The following is a 24868-nucleotide window of genomic DNA, read 5'->3' on the forward strand; positions in this document are numbered from 1 at the left end:
CGGTAGCAGCGCGGTGAACTTCACATCCAGCGCTGTCAAGGCCTTCTCGGATATCGCCACGAGGTCCGTCTACCATGCTGGGCATGACAACGAGGGCGGATATGCCAGTAGTTTCCTTACGGCTCCTCACCAGTTCGTCTCCCCCGCGAAATACTTGGCCGCCTGGCGCAGGATGTCGCGTTCGGTCTCCAGCTTGCGGCGCTCTCGCCCTTGGCCGGCACCGCCAGGGTGGCGGTGGTGGCTTCGGGGGCTGTGCGCCCTTGGGGATGCTGGGCGTAGACCCAGTTCTGCAGGGTTCCACGGGCGATGCCCAGGTCCGCGGCGATCGCTTTGAAGGTCGCGCCCGGGGTGTTCAGGTAGAGGTCGACCGCTTGTCGGCGGAAGTCCTCGGAGTAGTTCATACGGGCCATACCTAGATTCTCGCTTCCTCCCGACTCGTGTCAGGTTCAGCGTGTCCAGAATCCGGGGTCAAGCCCCGCCCGCCGGTGGGAGCCCAAACGCCTGCGGCTGCGCTTGTTCTCGACCACAGCCCGGTTGGTCAGGACCGGGCGCAGACAACTGCTGCGGTTCAACCGTTCCTGGCCCTGGGGCGAGCTGCTGGTCGGAGCCCTCACCCGGCTGCGGGTGCTGTCCGCCCCTTTTCTGGCAACGATCCCGGGCGTGGAGCGGCGTAACGGTCGCTCCGTCAGGGGTGGGGTTCAGCTGAGAACATGGGGGCCAGAGCCCGGGCGACCTCCCAAACTCCTCTGGGAGACCTGTCGCGAAGCGCTGGGACGTCGTGCAGAGACGTACTGCTGAGACAAGTGTTCTCGGGCCGGGACGCGTATCTGCTCTCAGCCCGTGGGACGGCACGCAGAAGCGACCGCGAGACCCCAACCGCGTCGGCGATGGTTCCCGCCCACGCGGCCCGGCTCACCCGTTCCGGGCCTCCCAAGTGCAGGAGAGGAGGAGGGGCTGGGGAACCCGGATCCAGCAACGCGCCAGTCACCCGGGCCACGTCGTCCACGTGTACGGGGGTGGTCCACTGGTCCGTCGGCGCCAGGACCGTCCTCCCACGGACGAGGCTGTGAGCGCACGCCGAGAAGAAGTTGAGCCACTTGTCCGTGTGCGGGGGCTCGTATCCGTACACGAGGCTAACCCGGAGCACGCCCCCGTCACGGGCGGTCGTGCGCAGCACCCTCTCCGCGTTCACCTTGGCCCTTCCGTACCCGCTGACCGGGTGGACGGGTGTCGTTTCCACAGGACACCGGTCGGTTCCGTCGAAGACACTGTCCGTGGAGATGAGCAGGGGGCGGCTGTCGGGCGCCGCGAGGGCGATGTTGGCGGTGATCGCCCCGTGCAGCTCCCGCGCCCGTACCGGATGCCGTTCACACCAGGTGACGTCGGAGGGACCATGCACCAGGACGATCCGGTCCGGAGCGAACCCCTCCACCGTGCGGAGGCAGGCGTCCCGGTCCGTCGCGTCCAGGGGTAGCCACGTCCGGCCACGGGACCGGTCCCAGTGACGGGGAGGGCGCCGGGACGCAAGGGCGACGCACCAGCCGTCTGCGGCGAGGGTGTCGGCGAGGGCACGGCCGAGAAAACCGCTTCCCACGATCAGGACCCGGGGCGTCGTCATCGCCTTTCCTCCAGGAGCCTGGCTATGCCGACGAGTGAGTGGGCGTCGTCCTCGAAGCCGAGGGCGATCATGGTGTCGATCTCCGTCGTGTCGACCCCGAAGCACCCCTGCCGGGACAGCTCCTCCACCAGGAGGTCGCGGTAGAGCTCCCCGACCGCCAGGGCGAAACCGCCGATGATCACGTGGCGCCGTACACCAGATGACGTGAACACAGCGCCGACGGCTGACGCGAGGTGGGAGAGGCCTCCCCTGAGGACGTCCAGGGAGAAGACGTCGCCCGCGCGTACGGCCGCCACGAGAGCCGGGTTGTCGATGCTGGCGGGATCCGACCGGCACAGGTCGCCCAACCCGGACGAGGCGAAGGCCTCCGGCCGACGCGCCGCCTTCCTGCGGGCGGCGGCCAGCACACCGCGGCCGGAGGACAAAGCGCCGAGGTGCCCCCGTGCGCCGCAGTCGCACAGGGGCGCCTCGGCGGACGTGTCACACACCCAGTGCCCCATCTCGCCCCCATGACCGTCCGGGTGCACCAGTACCTCGCCGTCGCGGAAGACCTTGTTGCCGATCCCTGAACTGACGGTCCACAAACAGAACGGTTCCCGCTCGACGGCGGAGTAGCGCCAAGCCGCCGCCGTGAGGTCGTTGACCACTGTGACGGGAACCCGCAGTCGCTCCTGGACCAGGTCGCCCAGGGGGAGGGGGAGGCCGCCCTCTCCCCACACGGTCGGGGCGGCCGTGACCAGTCCGTCGGCGGTGACGGGACCGGCGAAGGCGATACCCACCCGTGCCGGGGGGACGGAGTCGAGGTCCAGCACCTCGTGGACGATCTGGTCTACGACGCGCTTTTGGAGGACGTCGACGGGGGAGTGGGGCGCCGACTCCAGTCCCGCGGTGCGGACCCGGTGCACGCGGCTCGGAGGTCGGCGGCCGTCGGTGCCCGTGGCCACGCGCAGGGTCGTTCCGCCCACGTCCACCACGGTGGTGCGGTCGGGGTCAGGATTCATCATGCCCTTCCGTGTGTTCCTCTCCCACGGCGACCTCGAAGACCAGGATCTCCAGGTCCTCGGTCCCGTCGTTGACCAGGCCGTGCTCGCCGAACGGGTGGTTGACGAGCACGTCGCCGCGGCCGACACGCAGGTCGGCGCCGTCGACGCGCATCACCCCGCTACCACGCAGGACGACGTAGGTCTCGCGGTCGTTTCCGTGCCGGTGCCTGCCGATGGACACGCCCGGAGACAGGACGGCCATGTCGATGTGCGTGACAGAACCGGGTGTGGGAGGCGCGGAGTGGAAACGGTGTGCCAGGACGGTGCCCACGCCGCCGTGGTCGTGCGGTTTCCCGACGAGCAGGTCGCGGTGGAGGTTGTGGGGTGCGTTCACTGTGCCAACTCCCGCGGGCCGTTCGCGGTCTCGGCCGTCTCCAGTTCGGCCAGAGCCGCTGCGAGAAGCCGTTCCGGTACGTCCTCGGGGTTTTCGACGAAAGTGCCCGCACCGAGGCCAGAAGGCACGACGAGGTTCAGGCGGCCACCCCTGCGCCGCCGGGCGGCCCGTACGGCACTCGCCATGAGTTCGGGGGTGCAGGTACCCGGGTCGTACAGGGAGAGTCCCAAACGCCTGATCAGGTCCAGCGCGCGTTCGCACTCGTCCGCGCGGAGCGACCCCAGGTGCCGGGCGATCACACAGGACAGGGCCATGTCGACGGCGACGGCCTCCCCGTGCTTGAAGCGGTGCCCCCCGGCGGTCTCGATCACCGGGCTGAACGTGTGGCCGAAGTCCACCAACCGGGCGAGGTCGTGCTCCCGGAGGTTGGGGCACAACTGCTCCATCATGAGGCGCATGGACGCGCGCATGACGCGGGTCTCCAGCTGACCGGGCGCGCCGTCGCGCAGGAACACGTCCGGGCACCGTTCCAGGGCCGTCAGGAGTTCGGGGTCCAGGACCACCGCCAACTTCGCGATCTCCGCCAACCCGCACCTGATCTCGCGCTCGGGCAGACTCGCCAGCAGTCCCTGGTCGCACAGGGACGCGTGAGGCGGGTGGTAGGTGCCTAGCATGTTCTTCGCGCCCAAGGCGTTGACCCCGGTCTTGACCCCGACCCCGACGTCCACCTGGCCGACCAGGGTCGTGTTGATCCGTGCGTGGCGCACACCCCGGGCGTACACGGACGCCGCGAAACCGACGACGTCCGCGAGGACGCCGCCGCCCATCCCCAGCATCACGCCGTTGCGGTCGAGGCCGGACCGCCTGGCGACCTCGCACACCCGCTCGGCCGAGGCCAGAGTCTTGTTTCGCTCTCCCGTCGGCAGGACGGTGAGGCTCCAGTCCGAGGCGTCCATGTGCGCCCCGAGATAGGTCCGTAGACGGTCACCGTAGAGCCGCTCGACGTTCGGACTGACGAACGCGACGGTCCTGCGCCCCTCCAACCTCTCGGCGAGAAGGGGGTTCCCGGGGGAGAGGACTTCGTCCACCAGATCCACCCGATACCCCGTACCGTCGGGGGCGAGCAGGTCGAAACCACCGGTGTCCTCCCGGACTCCCGGCATAGTGTCACTTCGTGGGGAAGAGGGGCTCGGCATCTCTCTCCTTCTCAGCGCTGGGGGGATTCAGGTCGGTGAACACCTCGGCGATCCTCCGGAGGAGGGGCGAGGAAGGCAGTTCGTCCAGCGCTACGGGGCGCCCCCGGGAGTCCGCCACGGGCAGTCTCCAGTTGGGGTGGACGGTCGAGGTCCCCGGGAGGTTCTGGGGTCTGCGGTCGCCGACCGCGTCGGGCAGCCACACGCCGAGCATCAGGGCCGGGGTCAGGCGCAGGAACCGGTGCAGTGCGAGCACCACCTCCTCTTCGCGCCCGTGGAACGGTTCGGTGATCAGGCCCAGACGGGACAGCTCCAGGAGCCAGGCGTCGCGTTCGGCCGCCGTGTCGGCGGCCTCCTGCTCCTCCGGCCGGGTGAGGAGCCCGAGCTCGGCGCGGAGCCTGACGTGCTCTCCCGTCAACCACGCCGCGGTCGTGGGCAGGTCGTGCGTGGTGAGCGTCGCGAGGCAGCGCCGACGCCACCGTTCCGGGGACAGCGGTCTTCTGTCCCGCTCCGAGTGGTCCACGAACTCGAACCGTTGGACGGAGGTGCCCAGAAAACCCCGCCGGTCCAGTTCCTCGCCCACCCAAGGCTCGACCGTGCCGAGGTCCTCCCCGATCACGCTCGCGCCGGCCCGATGGGCCTCCAGCGCGAGCGCGCCGAGCATGCCCTCGTGGTCGTAGCGGACGTAGGTCCCCTCCGAGGGGCGACACCCGCTCGGAATCCACCAGAGCCGAAACAGGCCCATCACGTGATCCACCCGCAGGGCACCGGAGTGGCGCAGAGCGGAGCGCAGCAGACCGGCGAACGGTTCGTAGGCGGCCTCGGCCAGAGCCTCCGGAAGCCACGGGGGCTGGCCCCAGTCCTGCCCGTGACGGTTGAAGTCGTCGGGCGGCGCGCCGACGCTCACACCGGAGGCGATGCTTCCCCGCTCCATCCAGGTGTCCGCCCCCTCCGGGGCGACACCCACGGCCAGGTCGTGCACGAGGCCGACGCGCATACCCGCGTCGACGGCCCCACGCTGCGCCCAGGACAACTGTTCGTCGGTGATCCATACCGCCCACATGTGGAAGTCGACGCGCTCCCGCATCGCCTCACGTGCACGGGACACGGAGGGTGATCGCGGATCGCGCAGCTCGGCGGGCCAGGAGTGCCACGCGCCGCCGCGTACCTCAGCCAAGGCGCACCAGGTGGCGAAGTCCTCCAGCGCCTTTCCCCCGGCACGGGAGAACTCCTCAAACGCCTCCTCGCGGGCGGGGGCGTGCGCACGTGCTCGGTGGAGCAGCCAGAGGGCCCGGAGTTTGCGGGCTCGTACGGTGCCACGGTCGATGAGCGCCGAACCGTCCAGCACCGTGGCGTTGTCGGCGCGCGCACGCGCGGCCAGGGCGTCGACCTCCTCGCGCTCGGCAGCAGAGAGGCCCCGGTACTCGGGGATGTTCTCCACACGGACGTGCATGGGATCGGGGAACCGGCGGGAGCTCGGCCGGTACGGGGAGGGGTCGGTGAGCAGACTCGGGTCGGTTGCGTGGAGCGGACCAAGCTGGACGAAGTCCGCACCCAGGGCGGAGCCGGACCAGCGAGCCAGGTCGGCGAGGTCGGACAGATCGCCCATCCCCCACGACCTCCGGGAGAGCAGGGAGTACAGCTGCACCGTGAGGCCCCAGCCACGCCGGTCCGGGACGCGGACACGGTCGGGTACGGCCAGCAGGTGCCCCCTGGCGTTCGAGTCCGGTCCTCGGACGCGGAGCCCGTGACGCCCGTGGGGCAACAGCCCGGCACCGTACCTACGCCACCCGGCGCGGTGCTCGGAACCGATCGGCACCAACTCACGGCGACTTCCGTCCTCCAGTTCGATCTCACCGGTGGAACCCTCCGGGAGCCACAAGTGCGGTGCCGTGGCCGAGGGATCCTCGGCGACCCGGACCACCGTGCACGCGGGCAGGAGTCGCTGGCGCCGCTTCGCGCGCCGGGCCTCCAGGGCGCCACGGGCCGCCTCTGGTGTGGAACCGTCCACCCCGCAGGCGGCCAGGACCGCCACCAGGGTGCCCGGGTGGATCCGTTGTCGTGTTCCCCGGTCGGTGGTGTAGGACGTGGCGATGCCGTGTTCCCGCGCCAGTTCGCGCAGGGGATCGGTGGGGGCCATCACTTTCCTCCCGTGTGGTGGTGGGGTGGGAAGATCCTCTCCAGCACGACGGCCACGCCGTCCTGGCCGTGGGCCGGGGCGATCTCGTCGGCGACCGCGAGGAGATCTGGATGCGCGTCGGCCATCGCCACGCCGTGGTCGGCCCACGCGAGCAGAGGGATGTCGTTGGGCATGTTCCCGAAGGCCACGGTGTGCTCGGGGCCGCACCCGAGCAGCCCCGCCGCGCGTGCCAGCCCCCGCGCCTTGTCGGTGCCGGAGGGCAACAGTTCGACCATCCCGTGATCCGAGTGGACGACGGATAGCCTTCCGTCGGCGGCCCGCGTAGCCGCCTCGACGACCTTCTCGTCCGCCACGTCGGATTGCTGGAGCAGGACTTTGTCGACAGGCCGACTCCACAGGGACGAACGATCACAGGTGACCAACCAGCCGTGCCGGATCCGGGGACGGAAGCCGCTGGTGACCACACACGATCCCTCCGGTGCGGCGGTGACAACCCCGAGCTCCATCGGGGGTTCCCCCAACAGCGCCTGGACGCCCTCCACCACGCTCTGCGCCAGGTCCCGGTCGAGCTGCGCCGAGAAGAGCAGTTCATCCCGCGCGGCGTCGTAGAGCTGTGCCCCCTGGCCGCAGACCGCCAGTCCCCGGTAGCCGATATCCCCGAAGAGCTTCCGGCAGGCCGAGGCCGGTCTGCCGGTGACCACCAGGTGGTGCGCACCCGCCTCCGCCACCAGGGCGAGGGCGTTCCTGTTCCGTGGGGACAGTGAGCGGTCGTCCCGCAGGAGTGTTCCATCGAGGTCGGTCGCGACCAGCCGGTGGGGCGGGTCCGCGCGGGGTCGGTGCACCCGCTGAGGGATGGGGGCGGACGCCCACTCGGTACTTCCCGAACTCCGGGTCAGTAACAGGACGAGGTGCCCGCCGGGTGGAGGGGAGACCGTCCCCCGGAAGAGTCCCTCCGTGTGCTCCAGGGAAACAAGCACGGGCGCGTCCGCGTCCGCGGGCACCGCCTCGTCCGCGGCACGCGCCTCCACATCGGACTGGCCGGAGGAACGGGGTCCGGTGTTCTCCCCGGGGGAGGAGGACACGGCCTCGACCCTCTCGACACCGGGGGCCCGGTACTCCACGTAGACGAGTCCGTCGGGCCGTCGTTCGGCCCGATAACGGCGCCGTGCCCTCCCCGTGTCCTCTCCGGGGTCCGTCAGTGCGGGGACCACCGGGGCCTCGGGGACCGTGACGGGAGCGGGCGTCCGCCGGGTACCCCCTTCGAGGAGCCGGGCGAATCCGTCGAGCCGAACCCGCGCGCTGCGTCCCCAGGTGAAGGAACGGGCGGTGCTCTTGGCCCGGTCCGACAGGCGCTGGTACAGGTCCGGTTCCTCACGCCAGACCCTTAGGGCTTCGTGGAACCGCGCGGTGAGTTCCCTCGTGAGATCGGCGTCCTCGTCCCGGAACGAGCGGCGCACGGCGAAGCCTGTGGAGCGCGGATCATCGTGTGGGAACGCGTGCCCGAAGTGATCCGTGACCCGCTGGGCCGAACCGATGGGTACGGCCCCGCAAGCCATGGCCTCGCCTTGGGCGATGAGGAACCCGTCCAGCTCGTACTTGGACGGGTAGACACAGAAATCCGCGACGGCGGCGTGCTGGAAGAGGAGGTCCTCGTCAGCCAGCTCCCAGGTCAGGTGGACGTTATCCGGATAGCGGGCGGCCACTCTCTGGAAATGGGCGTTGGCCGGTTCGGCGCTGCGCGCGGCGGAGCCAGTGGAGCAGCGGATGACGAAGTTAACGTCCTGGTCCTCGGCGAGCACATTCTCCACCGCGTGCATCAGCTCCAGCTGCCCCTTGTGGTGCACGGCGTACCGGGAGGCGTGGTAGAACGTCGGGCGCCGGGGAGACAACCCCAGGGAGCGCATGACGTCGGCACGGTCTACCGCACCGGGATCGCGTGCCAACCAGCTGTCGGAGACACCGCACCCTCCATCAAGCAGCCGCTCGGGCGAGTCCCGGAGGAGCCGGGAGACCGGCAGGCGGTGGAACAGGGGCTCGAAGGGCGCCCCCTCGAAGCTGGTGAACCATTCCCGCTGGCCGGGCGAGACGAAGTCGACGAGGTCAGCGTGGGCGGCGATCAGGGGAAGGAGCGCGACGTGGCCGTCCCTGTGTCCCTCGTGCATCCTGGTCCCGGCCAGGGTGCGTTCCACGATGTCGTCCGGTGATCCAGGAACCGGAGGGGCGGGTTCAAGGGCCTCTAGGTCCAGGCCGGTGACCCCAAAGGACTCCAGCAGACGTTCCACCTGGTGCCGGTGGACGCTCTGTGTGACTGGGGCGTTGGCCGCCACAGTACTCACGGTGCGGCGCAGCGGGTCCCCGCCCCACACGAGCGGTAGCACGTAGTGGTAGAAGGGCTCGAACGCGTGGACCACCGCAGGTTCCCCGGCGTGGAGCCAGTCGACGAACCTCGCGCCCTCGGCCTGGAAGACCAGCGGCTTGAAGTACGCCAGGTCGCGCCCCTCGAAGTCGGGCGGCGGGTAGATGCGGTCCGGCAGGAGGTCCAGAAAGGAGTTCGAGAGCAGGTACACGTCGACACCGTCAACGCGGAGCCGGTGAGCCCTGGTGGACAGCGGCAGCCCCGCGTGCTCCGGGTGGTTCGGCCAGGTCCGCCGGTCCAGGACCAGCGGGAAATCGTGGTCGTGCTGGTAGTCGAGCTCCTCGACGCGGTGATCGCTTCGGAGGGTGGCCAGGTGTCCGTGCGTGGGTGTGACCACGCTGACACGGTGCCCGGCGCTGGTGTATTCCCGTGCCAGGTTCCACACCAGGGGGGAGAGCCCGCCCCGCATCAGCCGCTGGTCGTAGCCACCACACTCGAACGAGAAAAGCACGATGTTCACAGGCTCACCGCCCCGAGGAAGGCCGCGCGAGCCCGCTCCCTGGACCCGCGCAGCACGTCCGGGGCCACGAACTCCGCGTGGGTACCGGCGCTGCCGCAGGCGAACGCGCCCGCCACAGCCCCTGACAGGGCGCATTCGCTGATCTCCTGACCCTCCAGGTAGGAGTACAGGAACGCGGCGACGAAGGCGTCGCCCGCACCGTTGCTGTCCACGACCGGGCGTTCGGGGAGCGCGGCGGGATAACGCCTGGGGCCGGACTCCCCGCGCACCAACACGTGGCAGCCCCGCGCCCCGTCGGTAGCGACGACGACCCGGGCCCGGCCCCGGTCGACGACCTCGCGCAGCACCCGGGGGACGCGGTCGCGGACCGACGCGGCACTGAGGAACACCAGGTCCGAGCGCAGCGCGTAGAAGAGGTGGTGCGGGTTCTGCCCGTCCCAGTCGTGCAGGTCCGTGGAACTGCTGACGCCGAGCGAGGCGATGTCCTCGTACATGTCCCTGTTGTGGCCGATGATGGACATGTGCACGTGCCGGGCGCGTTCCAGGTGGGGCAGGTAGAACGTGCGGGGCAGGCGCAGGTCGGCCGGGTGCCTACCGTCGTAGAAGGAGAAACGGCGCCCCTGGGCGTCCACCAGGTTGACCCCCCGGGGTGTGCCGTGCTCGGAGACGACCCGGCTGAAGTCCAGGCCCCTCTCAGCGTAGGCGTCCAGGATCATCCGGCCCTGGGCGTCGTCCCCCAGGAAGTCGATGAACTTGGTGGACATCCCCAGCGTGTGGCAGCCGATCGCCACCCCGTTCCCAGTGTGGGCGACGTAGTCGTACACCGGCGGGACACCCGTGGAGTCACCCTCGGGAACCCTCAGCTCGTCGACGCGGACGATGGTGTCCACACCCGCCCCTCCGGCGACCAGGACGTCGTACCTCGGCTCGTTCATGTGATCCACTCGGTTCTCTCGTGCTCGATGACGTGTGTCTCTCCGGTCCCCAGGACCACGGACGAGTCGATCCGCGCGTGGTCGGGTACACGCGCTCCCGGCATCACCACGCTGCGATGGACCCGGGCACCGGTACCGATCCGCGCTCCGGGGAACACGACGCTCCGGTCGAGGCTCCCCCCGTTGACCAGGCCGTCGGGGACGACACTCCGTGTCACCCTCTCCGCGCGCTCCACGAAGGATCGGTGCGTGCCGGGGGAGAGCGTCCAGGGCATCCTGGCGACCGGCAGGGGGGCGTGCGGACCCGTCAGAGCCAAGTGCGCCCGGTGGTACCGCTCGACGGTACCGATGTCCTCCCAGTGGGCACGCACCTCGTACCCGCGTATCCGCTCCCCCCGCGCGAGCATCGCGGGGATTACGTCCCTGCTGAGGTCGTGTTGCCAGGAGGTCCCGTCGAGCAGTTCCAGGTAGCGGTGGAGCACGGTGGCGTCGAAGACGCAGAACGCGGCGAAGACCAGGTCACTGGTCGGCTCCGGGGGTTTCTCCACGAAGTCCGTGAGGTTCCCGCGACCGTCGAACCCCACCATGCCGAACAGGTGCACCCAACGCCGTTCGACGCGCTGGTAGGCGACGGTCAGCGCGGCCCGCGACGCCCGGTGCTCGGCGATCAGGCGCCCGTAGTCGTGGTGGTAGACGTGGTCGGCGTGCAGGACGAGCACCTCCGACGTCCCCTCTCCGAAGACGTACTCCGCCTTGCGGATCAGGGCGTCGGCCGTGCCCCTCTCACGCGGTCCCGTGAGGGCCGGGGGCGCCTGCGGGGGCTCGCCGTCGCGCGAGGACCGATAGGCCGCGTCGTGCGGACCGAAGTGCACCCTGAACCCCGGAGTCGTGTTCCAACCCAGGTGCAGGGTGTCCATGATCCGCCGTTCCTCGTGCTGTGAGAGCAGCAGCACCTCCCCGAAGCCCGTTCCGTGGGCGTTGGCGAGGCTGAAGTCAATGAGACGGCATGCGCCCCCGAAGGGGACCAGGGGTTTGGGTAGGCCGTCCCCCAGCCAGCCCATCCGGCGCCCCTCACCGCCCGCGAGCAGGACCGCCCTCACCCCGTCCGTGGTGTCAGCCATGGCGCACCGTGTCCCAGGCGGAGCGTCCGGAGTCGAGGGTCAGGAGCAACATCGCCGACGCGGACGTGCCGTCCTCCCTGGGCGCCGGGGGGAGCGAAAACTCGCCCGGCCCGATCCTGGTCAGCGGGACGACCCGTGGGGCGGCACGCCCTCCGTCGACGTTCACGCCGGGTACGACCATCTCGACCCTGAGGGCATGCGCGAACCGGTAGACGGCTCCGCGGTCCCCGTCCTCGGGCCCGCGCCGGGATCGCAGGAGGTCGGCCTCCTTGGCGGGAACGTGGTCGCCGTGGTCCCGCAGCAAGCGTTCACAGGATGCGAAGTCGGCGCGCCGCCAGGCGGACCGGAACAGCCGCCGCGCGGCCTTGCCGTCCATCGGCGCGCACCTGGCGTAGACCTCCGGATCTCCCAGCTCCAGCGCGGCTTCGGCGATCTCCTCCGGGTGCTCCGTCCAGGCGTGTTCGGGGAGCAGGTCGAACCATCCCCACCGCAGCGCGTCCCGGGCCTCCAGCACCGGCCGCTCTCCGCGCCAGAGCGACTCGAACGCCTCCAGGTGTCTTCGCGCGCACTCCTCCCAGGTGAATTTACGGGCTACGGCGGCGGACCGGGCCGACAGTTCCCCGTACCGCTCCGGGTCCTTCTCCAAGAGCTCGGCCGCCTCTCGCAGCCTCTCCGCGAGTGCCGCCACGAGCAGGTCGTCGTCCTCCGCGAAGGAGCGTGGGACGGAGAGGCCCGTGGTCATCGGTTCGGGGGAGGCGTGGTGGAAGTGGGACGTCCCGCACTGATCGGTGGCCACGGGTACGACCCCGAGCGCCATGGCCTCTCCCTGGGCGATGAGGAAGGTGTCCATCTCGAACTTCGAGGGGAAGACACAGAAGTCGGACGCGGCGGCGTACGCGCGGACGACGCCCTCCTTCGCCCTGGCGGACTGGATCCGGACCCGGTCGGGCCAGCGCCGTTCCACCTCGTGGAAGAGGGGGTCGTCGATCCCCACCGGTGAGACGCAGCGCAGGACGAAGTTGGCCGCCAGACCGTCGCCGAGCACCCGGTCCACGGCGCGGAGTAGTTCGCGTTGGCCCTTGTGCTCGACCGCGTAGCGGGCGTTGTGGAAGAAGGTCGGCAGGCCCGGGTCCAGTCCCAGACCGCCGAGGACCCCGTCCCGGTCCACCTCGTCGTCGTCCGCGAGCCAGGTGTCGGAGATCGCGCAGCCGCCCACGAACCCCTTGTGCGCGTTGCGGCGCACCGTCCCGTACACGTCGAGTTCCCGGAAGAGGCGTTCGAAGGGGGTGTCCTGGAAGGTGGTGTAGAAGTCCCGCTGCCCCGGGGAGAGGAAGTCGACCAGGTCGGCGTGCTCGGCGACCAGTTCGTACACGCCGACGTGGTCCCGCGGGTACTCGTAGTGCAGGTGGGTGCGCTGCTGGTACTGGCTCATCGCGGCGAGGTCCCCGCCCGTGCCGGAGCCCCCGCCGTCGCTGTGCTTCCCCTCCCCGTCGCCTTCGCCGTCCGCCCCCGTGGGCAGGGGGGCGCCGAGGGCCTCCAGCAGGCGGTGCGTCTGGGGGGCGTGAACCTTCTTCGTGATCGGCATGTTGCTCTGCACGGTGCTGACGACCTGCTTGGTCGGGTCGTCCCTCAGCGCCGCGGGCAGGAGGTAGTGGTAGTAGGGCTCGTGCATGTGCACGATCGCCCTCTCGTCCCCGAACCACGCTCGCAGGAAGCGGACGCAGTCGGCCTGGAACACGAGCGGTTTGAGGAAGGTGAGGTCCCTGCCCTTGGCGGAGTAGGGCGGGTAGAAGGAGTCCGGCAACCGGTCGAGGTACTCGTTCGAGAGGAGGTACAGGTCGACGCCCTCCTTGCGGATCCGGTGCGCCGTCGTCCTCAGGTCCAGGTACGCGGTCTCCTCGAACCCCCGCCAGACGCGCGGGTCGAGCACGAGCGGGAGCGTGTGGACGTCCTCGTGGGGCAGGTCCTCGACCTCGTGACGGCTGCGGAGGTCGTCCAGGCGCCCGTGCGCGGGGGAGACCAGCGAGACCCGGTGGCCCTCGCGGGCGAACGCGCGGGAGAGGTTCCAGAGGTAGACGGAGGTCCCGCCCTGCAACATGGTGTGGTCGAAGCCGCAGCACTCGAAGTAGGTCTCGATGATGTGCATCTGGGACACGGTGATCACATCCTCGTGGTGGAGGGCTCGGGCGCGCGGGTGAGGGCGTGCCGAAGGTCCATGGCCGTGTGGTACAGGCGTGCGTGGTCCTGGTTGTAGGTGAGTTCGTGCAGGAGGCGGTTCAGGTACAGGAGGCGGTACAGCAAGGACCGCCGCCCCTGGTCCCCGCCGCCGGGGGATCCCAGCAGGAGTTCGGTCACCCGGTCCCGCCAGACGTCGGCCGCCCGGCACACCGTGCGCAGGACCGCGAGGTCCGCCTCGGGCCAGGGGGCTTCCGGGTGCGGACGCCGGGCCGCGTCGAGCACGGCCGCCACGGCCGCGTCCGTGTTCTCCCTGCCCAGGAGCCGCGCACCGTGGTCGAGGGCCTCGTCGGTGGTGAAGTACTCCAGGGCGCGGCGCAGCGCGACGCGGTCCGCCAACGGGGACTGCAACCGCCAGCCCGGATCCGAGGGGGAGGGGGTGGAGACGTCGATGACGCGGACGCTCCTGGGGCGCGGCGGGTGCGCCCGGGGCCCGAGGAGCAGGTGGGACAGGTGGAGGTCCCCGTGGCAGGGGCCGGCCTCGCCCTCCTCGTGGAAGGCCGTGCCCCCGGAGTGCCGGAGCCGCAGGTCGTCGGCCTCGACGCGCAGGGCGTCCAGTGCCGCACTCCACAGGCCGACCGGGATCTCCTCGCTCACCGGAGGGCGTCGGCCCAGCGCGGACAGGGAACCGAAGGCGGCCTCCAGCGCGGAGCCGACGGGGTAGGCGTCCCCTGGGCCGTCGTCCCCGAGCGCCGCGGCCAAGTCGCGGTGGAACCGGCGCAGGGAGGCGCCCGCCTCACGCAGGATCCCCTCCAAAGGGCGCAGCCCCTCGCGGGCGGTCGCCTCGGGGGAGGGCGAGGACCGCAGCTTCGGCCACAGGGAACGCAGGTTCTCGCGCAGCGGGGCGTCCAGGCCCTCGCCCGTGACGTGCTCGTAGAGCACACCGAGCGGGTACTCGGTTCCGCCGTCGGGGCTGACGTAGCGGTAGTCCCCCGCCCAGCGCGGGGTGTGCCCCGTGCGGGCGAGGCGCCGCAGTAGCTCGGGCTCGTGGGCGGGCGGGTTGATCCGCCGGTACCTCTTGTGGACGTAGGTGGTTCCGGAGACGTCCACCAGGGTGAGGGAGTTGGACGACGGTTGCCGGTCGAACCCCCGGGGGAGCGTTCCGCCCTCGGGGATCGCGCCCGCGCGGAACTCGATCACGCCCCCGCGCCTCGTGGGGACGCGGCGCCGGGCCCTCAGCAGTTCCACGACCGCGGCGTCGAAGCGGGACGCGTCGGGCTCTTCGGCGCCTCCGCCGCCGGACGGGACGAGGCGCCAGCTGTGGGCGCCCGAGGGCTCGGCGAGGACGAGGATCCGGACACCCGTGTCCGCGAGTTCGGCCTGGTCCACCACCTCCTCCGCGTCCGCGGGGAAGGGGGCCGTGGGGTGCGTGTGCCGTTTCATCGGGCTCAACTCCCGGTCATCTCGTGGGTGGCGAGTCCCCGGTGCCACACGGTCAGGGAGACGGCGAGGGCCGCCGCCGTGACCACGGGTGTCCAGACGACCAGTCCGGTGTCGCCGAACAGCAGGTACGCGCAGGGGACGTAGGCGGTGAAGGCGAAGGGGAGGCACCACGTCGTGAGGACGCGCACGACGGGGTGGAAGATCTCCAACGGGTACGCGGCGAACTCCGAGATCTGGTTGGCTGCGTGCATGGCGGGGAAGCTCGTGACCGTCCAGAAGGACAGGGAGGCGAACAGCAGCTTCACGGACATGTGGATGAGCGCCCCGAGGAGCACGAGCGCGGCGGCGGCCAGCCACTGCGCCGGAGTGAGGTCCAGACCCAGCTGGTGTCCCGCCCACGCCACCAGCGCCGCGCCCACGAGCAGTTCACCGAAGCCGTCGGGGTGGAAGAACCGCTCGGAGAGCAGTGCGAACAGCGGGTTCACGGGGCGGATGAGGTACCGGTAGAACTCGCCCTGCTGGACCAGACGCCGCCCCAACTCCCACAACTGGTCCGTGAAGAGGCGGTCGAGGGCGCGCGGCAGCAGGGAGAAACCCAGGAGGAAGACCATCTCGTGCAGCGTCCAGCCCCCCACGGCCGGAGTGAACTGGAAGATCACGCCGACGACGGCGGTCTGCACGCCCACCCGGACCACGAAGGCGCCGGCGCCCAGGGCGAAGTCCGCCCTGTAGGTCATCAGCCGCTGGAGCCCGATCCCGCCGAGGTACCAGGCGAGTCGTGCGTGGCGAAGAAACTCCCTCATCCGCCCAGCACCTCCAGACGGCGGATCGCGAACCGCCACACCAACGCGGAGACCGCGCACATGAGGGTCGTCCAGAGCAGCTGCAGGCCCAGGACCCCGAGGATTCCCGAGACTCCGTCGTACCGTCCCAGCAGCAGGGTCAGTGGACTGTCGACCATCGTGTGGAAGGGGAGGAGGTGCGTCACCGTGGCGAGTGTGTCCGGCATCAGTTCGATGGGGACCATCTGCCCGGAGAAGAACGCCACCACGGTCTGCTTCATCAGCCGGATCCCCCAGGTGTTGGTGGTGACGAAGGCGGCCATGCCCACCAGGAGGTTGACCAGGTAAGCGACCGCCGCCGACAGCACGGCCGACACCGCGAACAACAGGGTGTCGATGGGGCGGGGCACGCTGAGCGGGACCAGAAGGGCGAACAGCAGGAGGACGGGCAGACCGGCGAACAGGGCGTTGGTCCCGATGACCGGCAGGCAGGCGAAGGCCCTGACCACCGGATAGCTGACCGGCTTGAGCAGCATGGCCGCCACGTGGCCCCGGTAGACCTCGGCGGAGACCTCGTCGTCCACGCGGTTGGCGTGCAGGAGGCCGAGGATCTGGGCGACGAGCAGGTAGGTGGTGAGTTCCGCCGCGTCGAATCCCCCCGGCGGCCCGTCGGGTGAGCTGGAGTGGACCGCCCGCCATAGGAAGATCATCATCGCCGCGCTCGCGGCGGCCGTCACCGCCGAGATGGCGAACATCGAGCGGTAGCGCAGCAGCGACTGCAGGCTCCCGGTGACGAACGGGGTGTATAGGGAGGCCTGGCGCAGGGGGTTCACGTCGCCCCGCCCGGTGCGTGGTCCCGGTGTCCGCCCCGGGTGTACAGCTCCTTGAGGACCGTGCCCAGGTCGGGCTCGGGCACGTAGCAGTCGGTCAGGTCGACGCGCTCCAGGAGGAAGGAGAGGACCTCCCGGGAGGAGAGCAGGCCGACCGGGTGGTCGATCCGCACCCGTTGGCCGTCCAAGCGCACCTGGGTCCCCGGGAGAGTGTGCTCCACCTCGGCGGCCACCGCATCCGGACTGGGACCGCCCCGGTACTCGAAGATCACGGAGCGCTGCCCCGCGGTGCTCAGCAGCTGGTCGATCCGCCCCTGGTAGACCACCCGCCCGTGGTCGACGACCAGAGCCGTGTCGCAGATGCTCGTGATGTCGGCCAGGTCGTGACTGGTGAGGAGGACCGTCGTACCGAGCTCCCGGTTGGCCCGGTTGACCAGCTCCCGAACCGCCTCCTGGAGGACCATGTCGAGCCCGATCGTCGGTTCGTCCCAGAACAGCACCTCGGGGTCGTGCAGAAGGCTCGCCGCGATCTCGGCACGCATCCGCTGGCCCAGACTGAGCTGGCGTACCGCGGTCGTCCCCAGCGCGTCGATGTCGAGCAGTTCACGGAAGAGCCTGAGGTTGCGCTGGTACACCGCGTCGGGGATGTCGTAGACGCGGCGCAGGATACGGAAGGAGTCGGGGACGGACAGGTCCCACCAGAGCTGGCTGCGCTGCCCGAACACCACGCCGATCCGCCGCGCCGTGCGCCGACGGTTCCGGTGGGGCTCCAGGCCATTCACCAGGCAGTGCCCCGAGGTGGGCGTCATGACTCCCGTGAGTATCTTGACGGTCGTGGACTTCCCGGCGCCGTTGGCACCCAGGTACGCCGTTCTGGAGCCCGCGGGGATCTCGAAGGAGATGCCGTCCACGGCCCTGACCGTGCGGTACCTGCGAGTGAAGAGCGTACGTAGGCTTCCCGCCAGGCCCTCCTCACGCTCAGGTACGCGGAACTCCTTGACGAGGTTCTCGACGGCGATCACGCGCCCTCCACCCGTTCCAGGGCGCGTTCGAGGGAGTCCAAGGCCGACCTCAGGGTCTCCTCGTCGATGTTCAGGGGCGGGCTGATACGGATGACGTGGCCGCCCAGGGCGGTCCGTACCCCCAGGTCGAGCGCGGCCCGGTAGACCTCGCGCGCGGTCTCGGGCGCGGGCTCGCGTGTGGTGCGGTCGCGGACGAACTCCACGCCGTGGAGGAGACCGAGGCCTCGGACGTCCCCGACGCTGGGGAAGCGGTCCCGCATCCGGGCGAGCCGTTCGCCCACGAGCGCGCCCAGCTCCTTCGCGCGTGCGGCCAGTGCCTCGCGTTCGACCACCCGGAGTGTGGCGGTCGCGGCGGCGACCCCCAGGGGGTTGCCGCCGTAGGTGGAGGCGTAGGCGCCGGGTTCGGAGGCCGAGGGGCGGTGCATGAGCTCCCGGGGGCCGGCGAGCACGGAGAAGGGGAAGCCGTTGGCGGTGCCCTTGGCCATGACGACCAGGTCCGGGCGCACACCGACCTCCTCGCTGGCGAGGAAGGCACCGGTGCGACCGCCCCCGGTGAGGACCTCGTCGGCGACCAGGAGGACGCCGTTGTCCTGGCAGGCCCGTGCCACCGTCTCCCAGTAGCCGGGAGGCGGCGTGATCACCCCGGCCGCTCCCTGGACGGGCTCGAAGACCAGAGCGGAGACGTTCGGCTTCTCGGCGATGTGACGGCGTATGAGGGAGGCGCAGCGCAGCTCGCAGGAGGGGTATTCGAGCTCCAGGGGGCACCGGTAGCAGTTGGGGGCGTACCCCAGCACGCTGTTTCCGGCGAAGGACTGGGTACCGACGTCCCAGTGCACCAGCATCCGCGCGCCCATGGTCTTCCCGTGGAAGCCGTGGCGCAGGGCGCCGATCCGGTTGCGTTCGGGCGGAGCGGTCCGCTGGACCAGGCGCAGGGCCGCCTCGACGGCTTCGGCGCCGGTGGAGAAGAAGGCGTAGGTGTCGAGTTCCGGCGGCAGGAGCCGGGCCAACAGCTCGCACAGTTCGGCCCTCTCCGGGAACGCCGAGTCATGGACGTTCCACAGTCGCTGGGCCTGTGCGCTGAGGGCCTCGACGGTTTCGGGGTGGGTGTGCCCGAGCGACTGGGTCAGGGCCCCGGCGGCGAGGTCCACGTAGGTGTCGCCGTCCATGTCGGTCAGCGTCGACCCGTGTCCGCTGGTGAAGACCCGACGGCCGAACGCGGCCTCGTCAGTGGCGCCGGGTGCGACGTGCGCACTCTCGCGTGCCAGCCATCGTTCCTGTCTCCCCTGGCCAGGAGGCGAAGGACCTTGCAGTGCCTGTTCAGGGCTTTCTTCCTGGTTGGCCTCCTGCATTCAGGCATCCCTTCGGATGGAATTCTCGCACTTCAGAGCTGTGAACAGCGCCCTCGCGCAAGGTCGGAAGATCGGATGGTTGGCCCGGTGTTTCGGGCTGCGGCAGGACAGAGTGAAGCAGAGTGCGATATTCGTGTCAATGATTTGCGCAAGATTCAGAAATGTCTTGCGTGGTTGGCCTCCTGTATTCAGGCATCCCTTCGGATGGAATTCTCGCACTTCAGAGCTGTGAACAGCGCCCTCGCGCAAGGCCGGAAGATCGGATGGTTGGCCCGGTGTTTCGGGCTGCGGCAGGACAGAGTGAAGAAGAGTGCGATATTCGTGTCAATGATTTGCGCAAGATTCAGAAATGTCTTGCGTGACCCTTCGGGGGTGTGGTTGAGTTGCCCCGATCCCAGCCAGGCAGGAGACGCGCTCCTGATCCATGCGAGGAGACAATCGTGAAGGCGCTCGTTCTTGCAGGTGGGACGGGAAGTCGCATGCGTCCGTTCAGCCACACCACCGCCAAGCAGTTGCTGCCCGTCGCCAACGAACCGGTTCTTTTTCACGTTCTGGAAGCCGTGGCTCTGTCCGGCGTCAAGGACGTCGGAGTGGTCGTCGGGGCGACCGGCGACCAGATACGAGAGGCCGTGGGGGACGGTTCGCGCTTCGGTGTGAGAGTGACCTACGTCGACCAGCGGGAACCGCTCGGTATCGGCCATGCCGTCCACATTTCGAGGGAGTTTCTCGGGGACGAGGACTTCCTGCTGTTCCTAGGGGACAACTACCTCGAAAAAGGCCTCACCGATTTCGTTTCCCGCGCAGGTCAGAGCGGTTTCGACGCGAACCTGCTCGTCCACGGGGTCAGGGACCCCTCCCGTTTCGGCGTCGCCGAAATCGACGGGCACGGCAGGGTGGTGCGCGTCGAGGAGAAACCCCCGAACCCGCGGAGCGACCTCGCACTCGTGGGCGTCTACGCCTTCACGCCCGCCGTCCACGAAGCGGTGCGCTCCGTCCCCGTCTCGTCCCGGGGGGAACTGGAGATCACCGACGCCCTCCAGTGGATGATCGACCAAGGGCTGCCGGTGGGCGCCGAGCCCGTCACGGGGGCGTGGTGCGACGTGGGCGACGTCGAGGACCTCCTCGACGCGAACCACGTCGCGCTGGGTGCCACGCGGGGGCTCATGGAGGGGGACATCGACTCCGAGAGCACCGTCGTGGGTCCGGTCCACGTCGCCGAGGGGGCCGTGGTCCGCCGGTCGCACCTGTACGGCCCCGCCGTGATCGGACCTGGGGCAGTCATCGACCGCTCCACCGTGGAGGGTTTCACCACCATCGGAGCCAGGTGCGGGATCCGGGGCAGTCGCATCGGTTCCTCGGTCGTCATGGAGAAGGCGTGCGTGGAGCGGGTGAACGCGCTGAACGATTCGTTCTTGGGCCGAGCAGCCGTGGTCTCCGGCCCATCCACGGGCGAGGGCGGACACCGTCTCATCCTCGGTGACCACAGCAGGGTGTGGCTGGCCTCATGAGGAGGAACACCGACACCATCCGGATCCTGGTGACCGGAGGCGCGGGTTTCATCGGCTCGGCCTACGTCGATGCCCTGCTCGGCCCCGGAGGGAACGGCCACACAGCCGTCACCGTTCTGGACAAGCTCACCTACGCGGGCAGCACCGACCACCTGAGCGCGGTGTGGGGCCACCCGGACTTCGCGTTTGTCCGGGGGTGCGTCTGCGACGCGGACCTCGTGGATGCTCTGGTGGCACGACACGACCAGATCGTGAACGTCGCCGCCGAATCCCACGTGGACCGCTCGATCCGGGACGGTGGTGCGTTCGTGCGCACCAACATCCTCGGCACACAGACCCTGCTCGACGCGGCCGTCCGCCACGGCACGGAGCTCTTCCTCCAAATCTCGACGGACGAGGTCTACGGTTCCCTGACCGAGGGGGTCGCCGACGAGAACGCGGCGCTGCGGCCGAGCTCGCCCTACTCTGCATCCAAGGCATCCGCCGACCTGGTCGCCCTCTCCTACGCCCGCACCCACGGCCTGGACGTGCGCGTCACCCGCTGCGCGAACAACTTCGGGCCGCGCCAGTACCCGGAGAAACTCGTCCCTGTCCTGCTGACCAGGCTTCTGGCGGGCCGGAGCCTACCGATCTACGGAGACGGGCGGCACACACGCGACTGGTTGTACGTGGACGACCACGTCCGGGCACTGGAGGCAGTACGCTCCTCCGGCGCCCCGGGTGAGGTCTACAACATCGGCGGCACAGAGGCGATGACTAACCTGGAGCTGGCGCAGCGGCTACTCACCCGCTTCGGGACCGGCCGGGAGAGGATCGACTATGTGCCGGACCGCAAGGGGCATGACCGGCGCTACGCGGTCGACGCGACAAAGATCTTCGAGGAACTGGGTTTTTGGCCTCAGGTGTCATTCGAGGAGGGCCTGAAGCGCACCTTCGACTGGTACTCAACTTGAACTGGTGATGTCCGATGGCCTGGTGACACCGGCTACGGGGGCTTGTGAGGGTCCGGACCTGTACGCCACCCTGACCCAAGAGATCCAGCGCCGCCGCAACCAAGGCCTATCACTGACTCTGCCCAACGAGTTCCGGGTACCCAACCCCGCATGGCAGCAGTCCTACCCCGACCAGGCTCGACAGGCTCAGCGCCTGCACGGGTGCGGCACTCTGGAACAGGCCCAACCCGTGGCAGCACGATTCCTCAACCCAGTACTGGCCTCCTACGCATGCCAAACGCCTCTGTCCGGCCGGTGGAACGCCGACGCGGGATGGCACACCCCGGCCTGACCATCAGACCCATCCTGCGCGGAATGAGACGAAGCACCACCACTGCTGGACGATCTCCCAGCCATGGTCACGGTTCAAAGGGTCGAGATTGAAATCCGGGTCACGGGACGGTGGTCCTCCGAAGCGCGCATGGCCGCAAGAATCTCCTCCCTGCGCCATCGGGTGGTGAACGCGGCGAGTTCGGCTTCCGCCAGGATCCCAAGTTGCCCTGGTGTCGTGGTAGATCCTCGTAACCAGCTGAGCCATCGCCGAGTTCCTTCCATGTACGGGAGGGCCCCGACTGCCGGCGACACGTGAATTTCAGCCGTCGTTGACCCCGGCCTCAGGCGGCCAGGTCCAGGACAGTGAAGTCGATCTCGGCCAGAGCGAACTCGAACGGGCCTTAACCCCGGATGTTGGACACGGGGGTGGTTGATTACGCCGCTGCCGCCAGCATAGACGCCCGAGATACCTCGAAGTCGTTCGGAGACACGTTCCCGCAGTGTGAGTGTCGACGACGGGTGTTGTAGCGATGCGCCCACCGAAACACCGTGCGCCGCAGCGTCGCCTCGTCCAGGCTGATCGGTGGCATGCCGCCAGCTTGACGGAACCAACGCGACCCGACCGGCCATGACACACCAACGGCTTGTGCGGCCTCGGCCGTGGTCACACCCGACGCGATCAGCCGCCAGAAGTCCCGCTGCACCGCACGAGAGGGCTCAGGGCGGCCCGGTGAGCGCATCGGTGGCCGTAGTGCCCGATCCGCCGCCCACTGCCGTCGCGCTCCCACAGGCACCTCGGGTATCTGCTTCCTCTCACGTCCCATCGCACACCTCCGTGATCGAGGTGTTGCGACGATCAGTTGAATCCGCCGTGGGGTACGGGCCTTCAACGCTCAGTGCAGGGTCTCGGCGATGGGGTCGGCCTGCAGCGGCCGAGGCAAGGCAACCGGACCGGGTCGCAGCTTGCCCTCAGCAGTGTTCTCCCATGCCCCGGACATCGTCGGTCGTACATCCGGTGCCCCTTGGTCGATTTTTCAGTCTCGGATAGGCGCACGGCGGCAAGTTGGGCGTCGCTGTAGGGCACACCGGCCAGGTTCCGAACCGTCTGCGCGGGGCCCAGTGGTTGTAGACGCGTTCGGTGAGCGGGGGCGCGGCTGTGCAAGCACTGGCGGGAAGACCGGATGGTCAGCAGGCGCCTCGGCATGCTCTCAGAGAACCTCAATGAAGACTTCATAGCAACACCACTTGCCCTTGAAGCACCGAGGACGCCTTTCCCTGGTCACGGATGGGCTGCCCGGATGTGCCTCTGGGTCTCACACCCGAGCACGGTGATGACTGGTCCAACACGCACCACTCGTGGTCCAAGGCGTACCAAAGTGGACCAGTCCTGTACCAGATCGGTCCAACGCCGCCCAGCAACCGAAACGGGTCACATCTCCTGGAGTACCGCAACATTTCTCGCGAGCACGCCTTCACAATCTGACATAACGGATATTGGAGTCGAACGGCTTCTGTGCGTTCTCGGTCCTGTCAACGAAGGTCAGCGCAGTGCTGCAAACGGGAGGCAGCACGTCGACGTCTCCGAGACGTACCCGCGAACACGGGCCCGCACATGCCACAGCACCCAAAGAAACATCTTCGTAGGGCAGGTGGATGTGATCACCCGGTGCTTTCGGGGACCGGGGCCCGCAGAAAAGTTCCGCGCCCGAGGGGGCCGAACCTCTGTGGCTTTGCATGGCGACGCGGTGATCATCGCCAGCACTTGGGGAGGGGCCGAACCCGCCGAGCTTGTTGGTTTCCTACTTGTTTGACACAATCAAAACCATGTCCGAGACGACGTACAGCATCGGCGAGGGGCCAGCGACCCGGGTCAGCCTGTCCATACCCGAGGGAACCGCGGAGGCGATCCGAACCCGGGTCGGCAAGCGAGAGTTCTCCGCGTTCATCGCCACGGCCGTTGAGCGGGAGCTGCGAGGACAGGTACTGGACGAGTATCTGGCCGACTACGAGAGCCGCAAGGGAACACTATCCGAGCAGGCGCGGCTGCGAGCGCGGCAGGTGTTCGACGAGGTGTTCGCTGAGGAGGACCAGTGGCCCGCCGCAGGCTGAGCCACGAGGGGACACTGGTCCTGGACAGCGAAGGGCTCTCCAAGCTGCTCGCCGACGACGAGACCGTGGTGGCCCTGGTCGCGGAGGCACGATCGCGCGGCATGGAGGTGGTGATCTGCGCGCTCACCATCATCGAGGCCGTGCACGCCCGCACGAACAAGGCCCGACTGAACTGGGTGCTGTCCGGCCTGCGCGCCGTTCCGGTGGGCGACGAGGAGGCAAAGGCGGCCTCAGCACTGTTGATGGGGGCCGGGCCGCACGGCCACAAGTACGCCATCGACGCGGCTGTGGCCGAGGTCGCGCTTCGGCAGCAACGGCCTGTGGTCATGCTGACCCCCGACATCGACGACATGACCAAGCTCTGTGGCGGACGGGTCCGCCTTGTCTCCGTGTGAGCCACCAGAGCATTGCTACTGGCCAACGGGCTTGCCGCCAGCCAGTCTCTCTGGGAGGCACGGTGCGGGACGGTCCGCACTCAGCTATGAAAGCCGGGGCGAGAGACGCCCGGGCCGGGTGTGTGCTTGGCCGGTTCGTGGTGCCGAGGTCTATCCTGGTCGATCGGTGGTTACCGCTTCGCGATGCGGCCCCGGCGAGCAGACACCGAACCCCTTCGAGAACTGGCTCGACGCACGTGTGGGACTGTCCACACAGAACTCCCTCCCAGGTGTTGCCGACGAGGTTCTGTGGGTTTCGTGCGACACGGCCGTCGTGGTGGCGAGAGAGCCTGTCGACGTCGCTGGAACCCACCATCTGACGCGGGTCATGGTGCACGAATGGGGCGGCTTCGGCGAACGTGCTGACCCAAAGGCACCAGGCACGAGAAGCCCTGGGAACCCGCCTCGAAGGCGGTTTGCCGTGGCGTGGTGAATACGTGGTGAAGGGTGGTCTCCGCACGGTCGGTACGGTACCGTTGACCTGGGCTTATTCATGGGATGATGGGATGACTACGGATCAGAAGGTTGGGGGTTCGAGTCCTCCCGAGTGCGCCACCTTGAGACCAGGGCGATTTCAAAGTTGCTGGTCTGAGTCGTATGCCCCGTGATGTCTGATCCAGGATGTTCACCGAGTGTGACGGTGAAACGAAGATGGCCTTCCTGGCGGGACGATGGGAGTTACCAGACTTCC

General features: G+C 69.1%; 20 protein-coding genes and 1 pseudogene. 5 read left to right on the plus strand and 16 right to left on the minus strand.

The features are described from left to right. Positions 1-116 precede the first annotated feature (116 nt). From ACYVDG_RS30355 to ACYVDG_RS30425, 15 genes are all read right to left on the minus strand, one after another. Positions 117-410, minus strand: coding sequence for a transposase (locus tag ACYVDG_RS30355; RefSeq protein ID WP_460762433.1), 294 nt, complete (start codon positions 408-410; stop codon positions 117-119). A 275-nt stretch (positions 411-685) separates the two neighbouring features. Continuing rightward, positions 686-1618 carry an SDR family oxidoreductase gene (locus ACYVDG_RS30360; protein WP_460762437.1) on the minus strand — a complete coding sequence of 311 codons (933 nt, stop codon included), beginning with the start codon at positions 1616-1618 and terminating at the stop codon, positions 686-688. Then, a complete protein-coding gene (locus ACYVDG_RS30365) occupies positions 1615-2622 on the minus strand; it encodes an ROK family protein (protein ID WP_460762441.1) in 1008 nt (335 codons plus the stop codon). Before ACYVDG_RS30365 ends, ACYVDG_RS30360 begins: the two co-directional genes overlap by 4 nt. Further along, positions 2609-2995 (minus strand): cupin domain-containing protein, encoded by a 387-nt coding sequence (locus ACYVDG_RS30370; protein WP_460762444.1) that lies wholly within the window; start codon positions 2993-2995, stop codon positions 2609-2611. The genes ACYVDG_RS30365 and ACYVDG_RS30370 overlap by 14 nt, the downstream gene beginning before the upstream one ends. Beyond that, positions 2992-4158, minus strand: coding sequence for a 3-dehydroquinate synthase family protein (locus ACYVDG_RS30375; RefSeq protein WP_460762447.1), 1167 nt, complete (start codon positions 4156-4158; stop codon positions 2992-2994). The genes ACYVDG_RS30370 and ACYVDG_RS30375 overlap by 4 nt, the downstream gene beginning before the upstream one ends. Positions 4159-4162: 4 nt before the next feature. Continuing rightward, entirely contained in the window at positions 4163-6328 is a 2166-nt protein-coding gene (malQ, locus tag ACYVDG_RS30380; RefSeq protein ID WP_460762451.1) for a 4-alpha-glucanotransferase, read from the minus strand. Beyond that, positions 6328-9204 (minus strand): HAD hydrolase family protein, encoded by a 2877-nt coding sequence (locus ACYVDG_RS30385; RefSeq protein ID WP_460762454.1) that lies wholly within the window; start codon positions 9202-9204, stop codon positions 6328-6330. Before ACYVDG_RS30385 ends, malQ begins: the two co-directional genes overlap by 1 nt. Further along, positions 9201-10139 carry a carbohydrate kinase family protein gene (locus tag ACYVDG_RS30390; protein WP_460762457.1) on the minus strand — a complete coding sequence of 313 codons (939 nt, stop codon included), beginning with the start codon at positions 10137-10139 and terminating at the stop codon, positions 9201-9203. Before ACYVDG_RS30390 ends, ACYVDG_RS30385 begins: the two co-directional genes overlap by 4 nt. Then, positions 10136-11260 (minus strand): sugar phosphate nucleotidyltransferase, encoded by a 1125-nt coding sequence (locus ACYVDG_RS30395; protein ID WP_460762462.1) that lies wholly within the window; start codon positions 11258-11260, stop codon positions 10136-10138. Before ACYVDG_RS30395 ends, ACYVDG_RS30390 begins: the two co-directional genes overlap by 4 nt. Continuing rightward, positions 11253-13406 carry a glycosyltransferase gene (locus tag ACYVDG_RS30400; protein ID WP_460762498.1) on the minus strand — a complete coding sequence of 718 codons (2154 nt, stop codon included), beginning with the start codon at positions 13404-13406 and terminating at the stop codon, positions 11253-11255. The genes ACYVDG_RS30395 and ACYVDG_RS30400 overlap by 8 nt, the downstream gene beginning before the upstream one ends. Positions 13407-13420: 14 nt before the next feature. Beyond that, a complete protein-coding gene (locus ACYVDG_RS30405) occupies positions 13421-14878 on the minus strand; it encodes a hypothetical protein (protein ID WP_460762465.1) in 1458 nt (485 codons plus the stop codon). Between the two features lie 5 nt (positions 14879-14883). After that, entirely contained in the window at positions 14884-15681 is a 798-nt protein-coding gene (locus tag ACYVDG_RS30410) for an ABC transporter permease (RefSeq protein ID WP_460762468.1), read from the minus strand. Continuing rightward, positions 15678-16493 (minus strand): ABC transporter permease, encoded by an 816-nt coding sequence (locus ACYVDG_RS30415; RefSeq protein ID WP_460762471.1) that lies wholly within the window; start codon positions 16491-16493, stop codon positions 15678-15680. Before ACYVDG_RS30415 ends, ACYVDG_RS30410 begins: the two co-directional genes overlap by 4 nt. Continuing rightward, positions 16490-17512: an ABC transporter ATP-binding protein gene (locus tag ACYVDG_RS30420; protein ID WP_460762474.1), complete on the minus strand. Its 1023-nt coding sequence runs from the start codon at positions 17510-17512 to the stop codon at positions 16490-16492. Before ACYVDG_RS30420 ends, ACYVDG_RS30415 begins: the two co-directional genes overlap by 4 nt. Beyond that, a complete protein-coding gene (locus ACYVDG_RS30425; protein WP_460762477.1) occupies positions 17509-18861 on the minus strand; it encodes an aspartate aminotransferase family protein in 1353 nt (450 codons plus the stop codon). Before ACYVDG_RS30425 ends, ACYVDG_RS30420 begins: the two co-directional genes overlap by 4 nt. 440 nt (positions 18862-19301) lie before the next feature. Between ACYVDG_RS30425 and ACYVDG_RS30430 the strand changes: the two genes are divergently transcribed. The 3 genes from ACYVDG_RS30430 to ACYVDG_RS30440 are packed head-to-tail and all read left to right on the plus strand — an operon-like array spanning position 19302 to position 21653. Beyond that, positions 19302-20369: a glucose-1-phosphate thymidylyltransferase gene (locus tag ACYVDG_RS30430; protein ID WP_460762480.1), complete on the plus strand. Its 1068-nt coding sequence runs from the start codon at positions 19302-19304 to the stop codon at positions 20367-20369. Further along, complete coding sequence (gene rfbB, locus ACYVDG_RS30435) at positions 20366-21322, plus strand: dTDP-glucose 4,6-dehydratase (protein WP_460762483.1); 957 nt, start codon at positions 20366-20368, stop codon at positions 21320-21322. Before ACYVDG_RS30430 ends, rfbB begins: the two co-directional genes overlap by 4 nt. A 22-nt stretch (positions 21323-21344) precedes the next feature. Further along, positions 21345-21653, plus strand: coding sequence for a hypothetical protein (locus ACYVDG_RS30440; protein WP_460762487.1), 309 nt, complete (start codon positions 21345-21347; stop codon positions 21651-21653). A 523-nt stretch (positions 21654-22176) separates the two neighbouring features. On the opposite strand, the pseudogene ACYVDG_RS30445 reads toward ACYVDG_RS30440, so the two are convergent. After that, positions 22177-22458 (minus strand): annotated as a pseudogene (locus ACYVDG_RS30445) (IS30 family transposase); the annotation flags it as partial. Between the two features lie 1000 nt (positions 22459-23458). Between ACYVDG_RS30445 and ACYVDG_RS30450 the strand changes: the two are divergent. After that, positions 23459-23743 (plus strand): hypothetical protein, encoded by a 285-nt coding sequence (locus ACYVDG_RS30450; RefSeq protein WP_460762491.1) that lies wholly within the window; start codon positions 23459-23461, stop codon positions 23741-23743. After that, the gene (locus ACYVDG_RS30455) at positions 23725-24138 is read left to right on the plus strand and encodes a DNA-binding protein (RefSeq protein ID WP_460762495.1); all 414 of its coding nucleotides are present in this window, start codon (positions 23725-23727) and stop codon (positions 24136-24138) included. The genes ACYVDG_RS30450 and ACYVDG_RS30455 overlap by 19 nt, the downstream gene beginning before the upstream one ends. Positions 24139-24868 lie beyond the last annotated feature (730 nt).

It is taken from the genome of Nocardiopsis oceani, assembly GCF_054777395.1.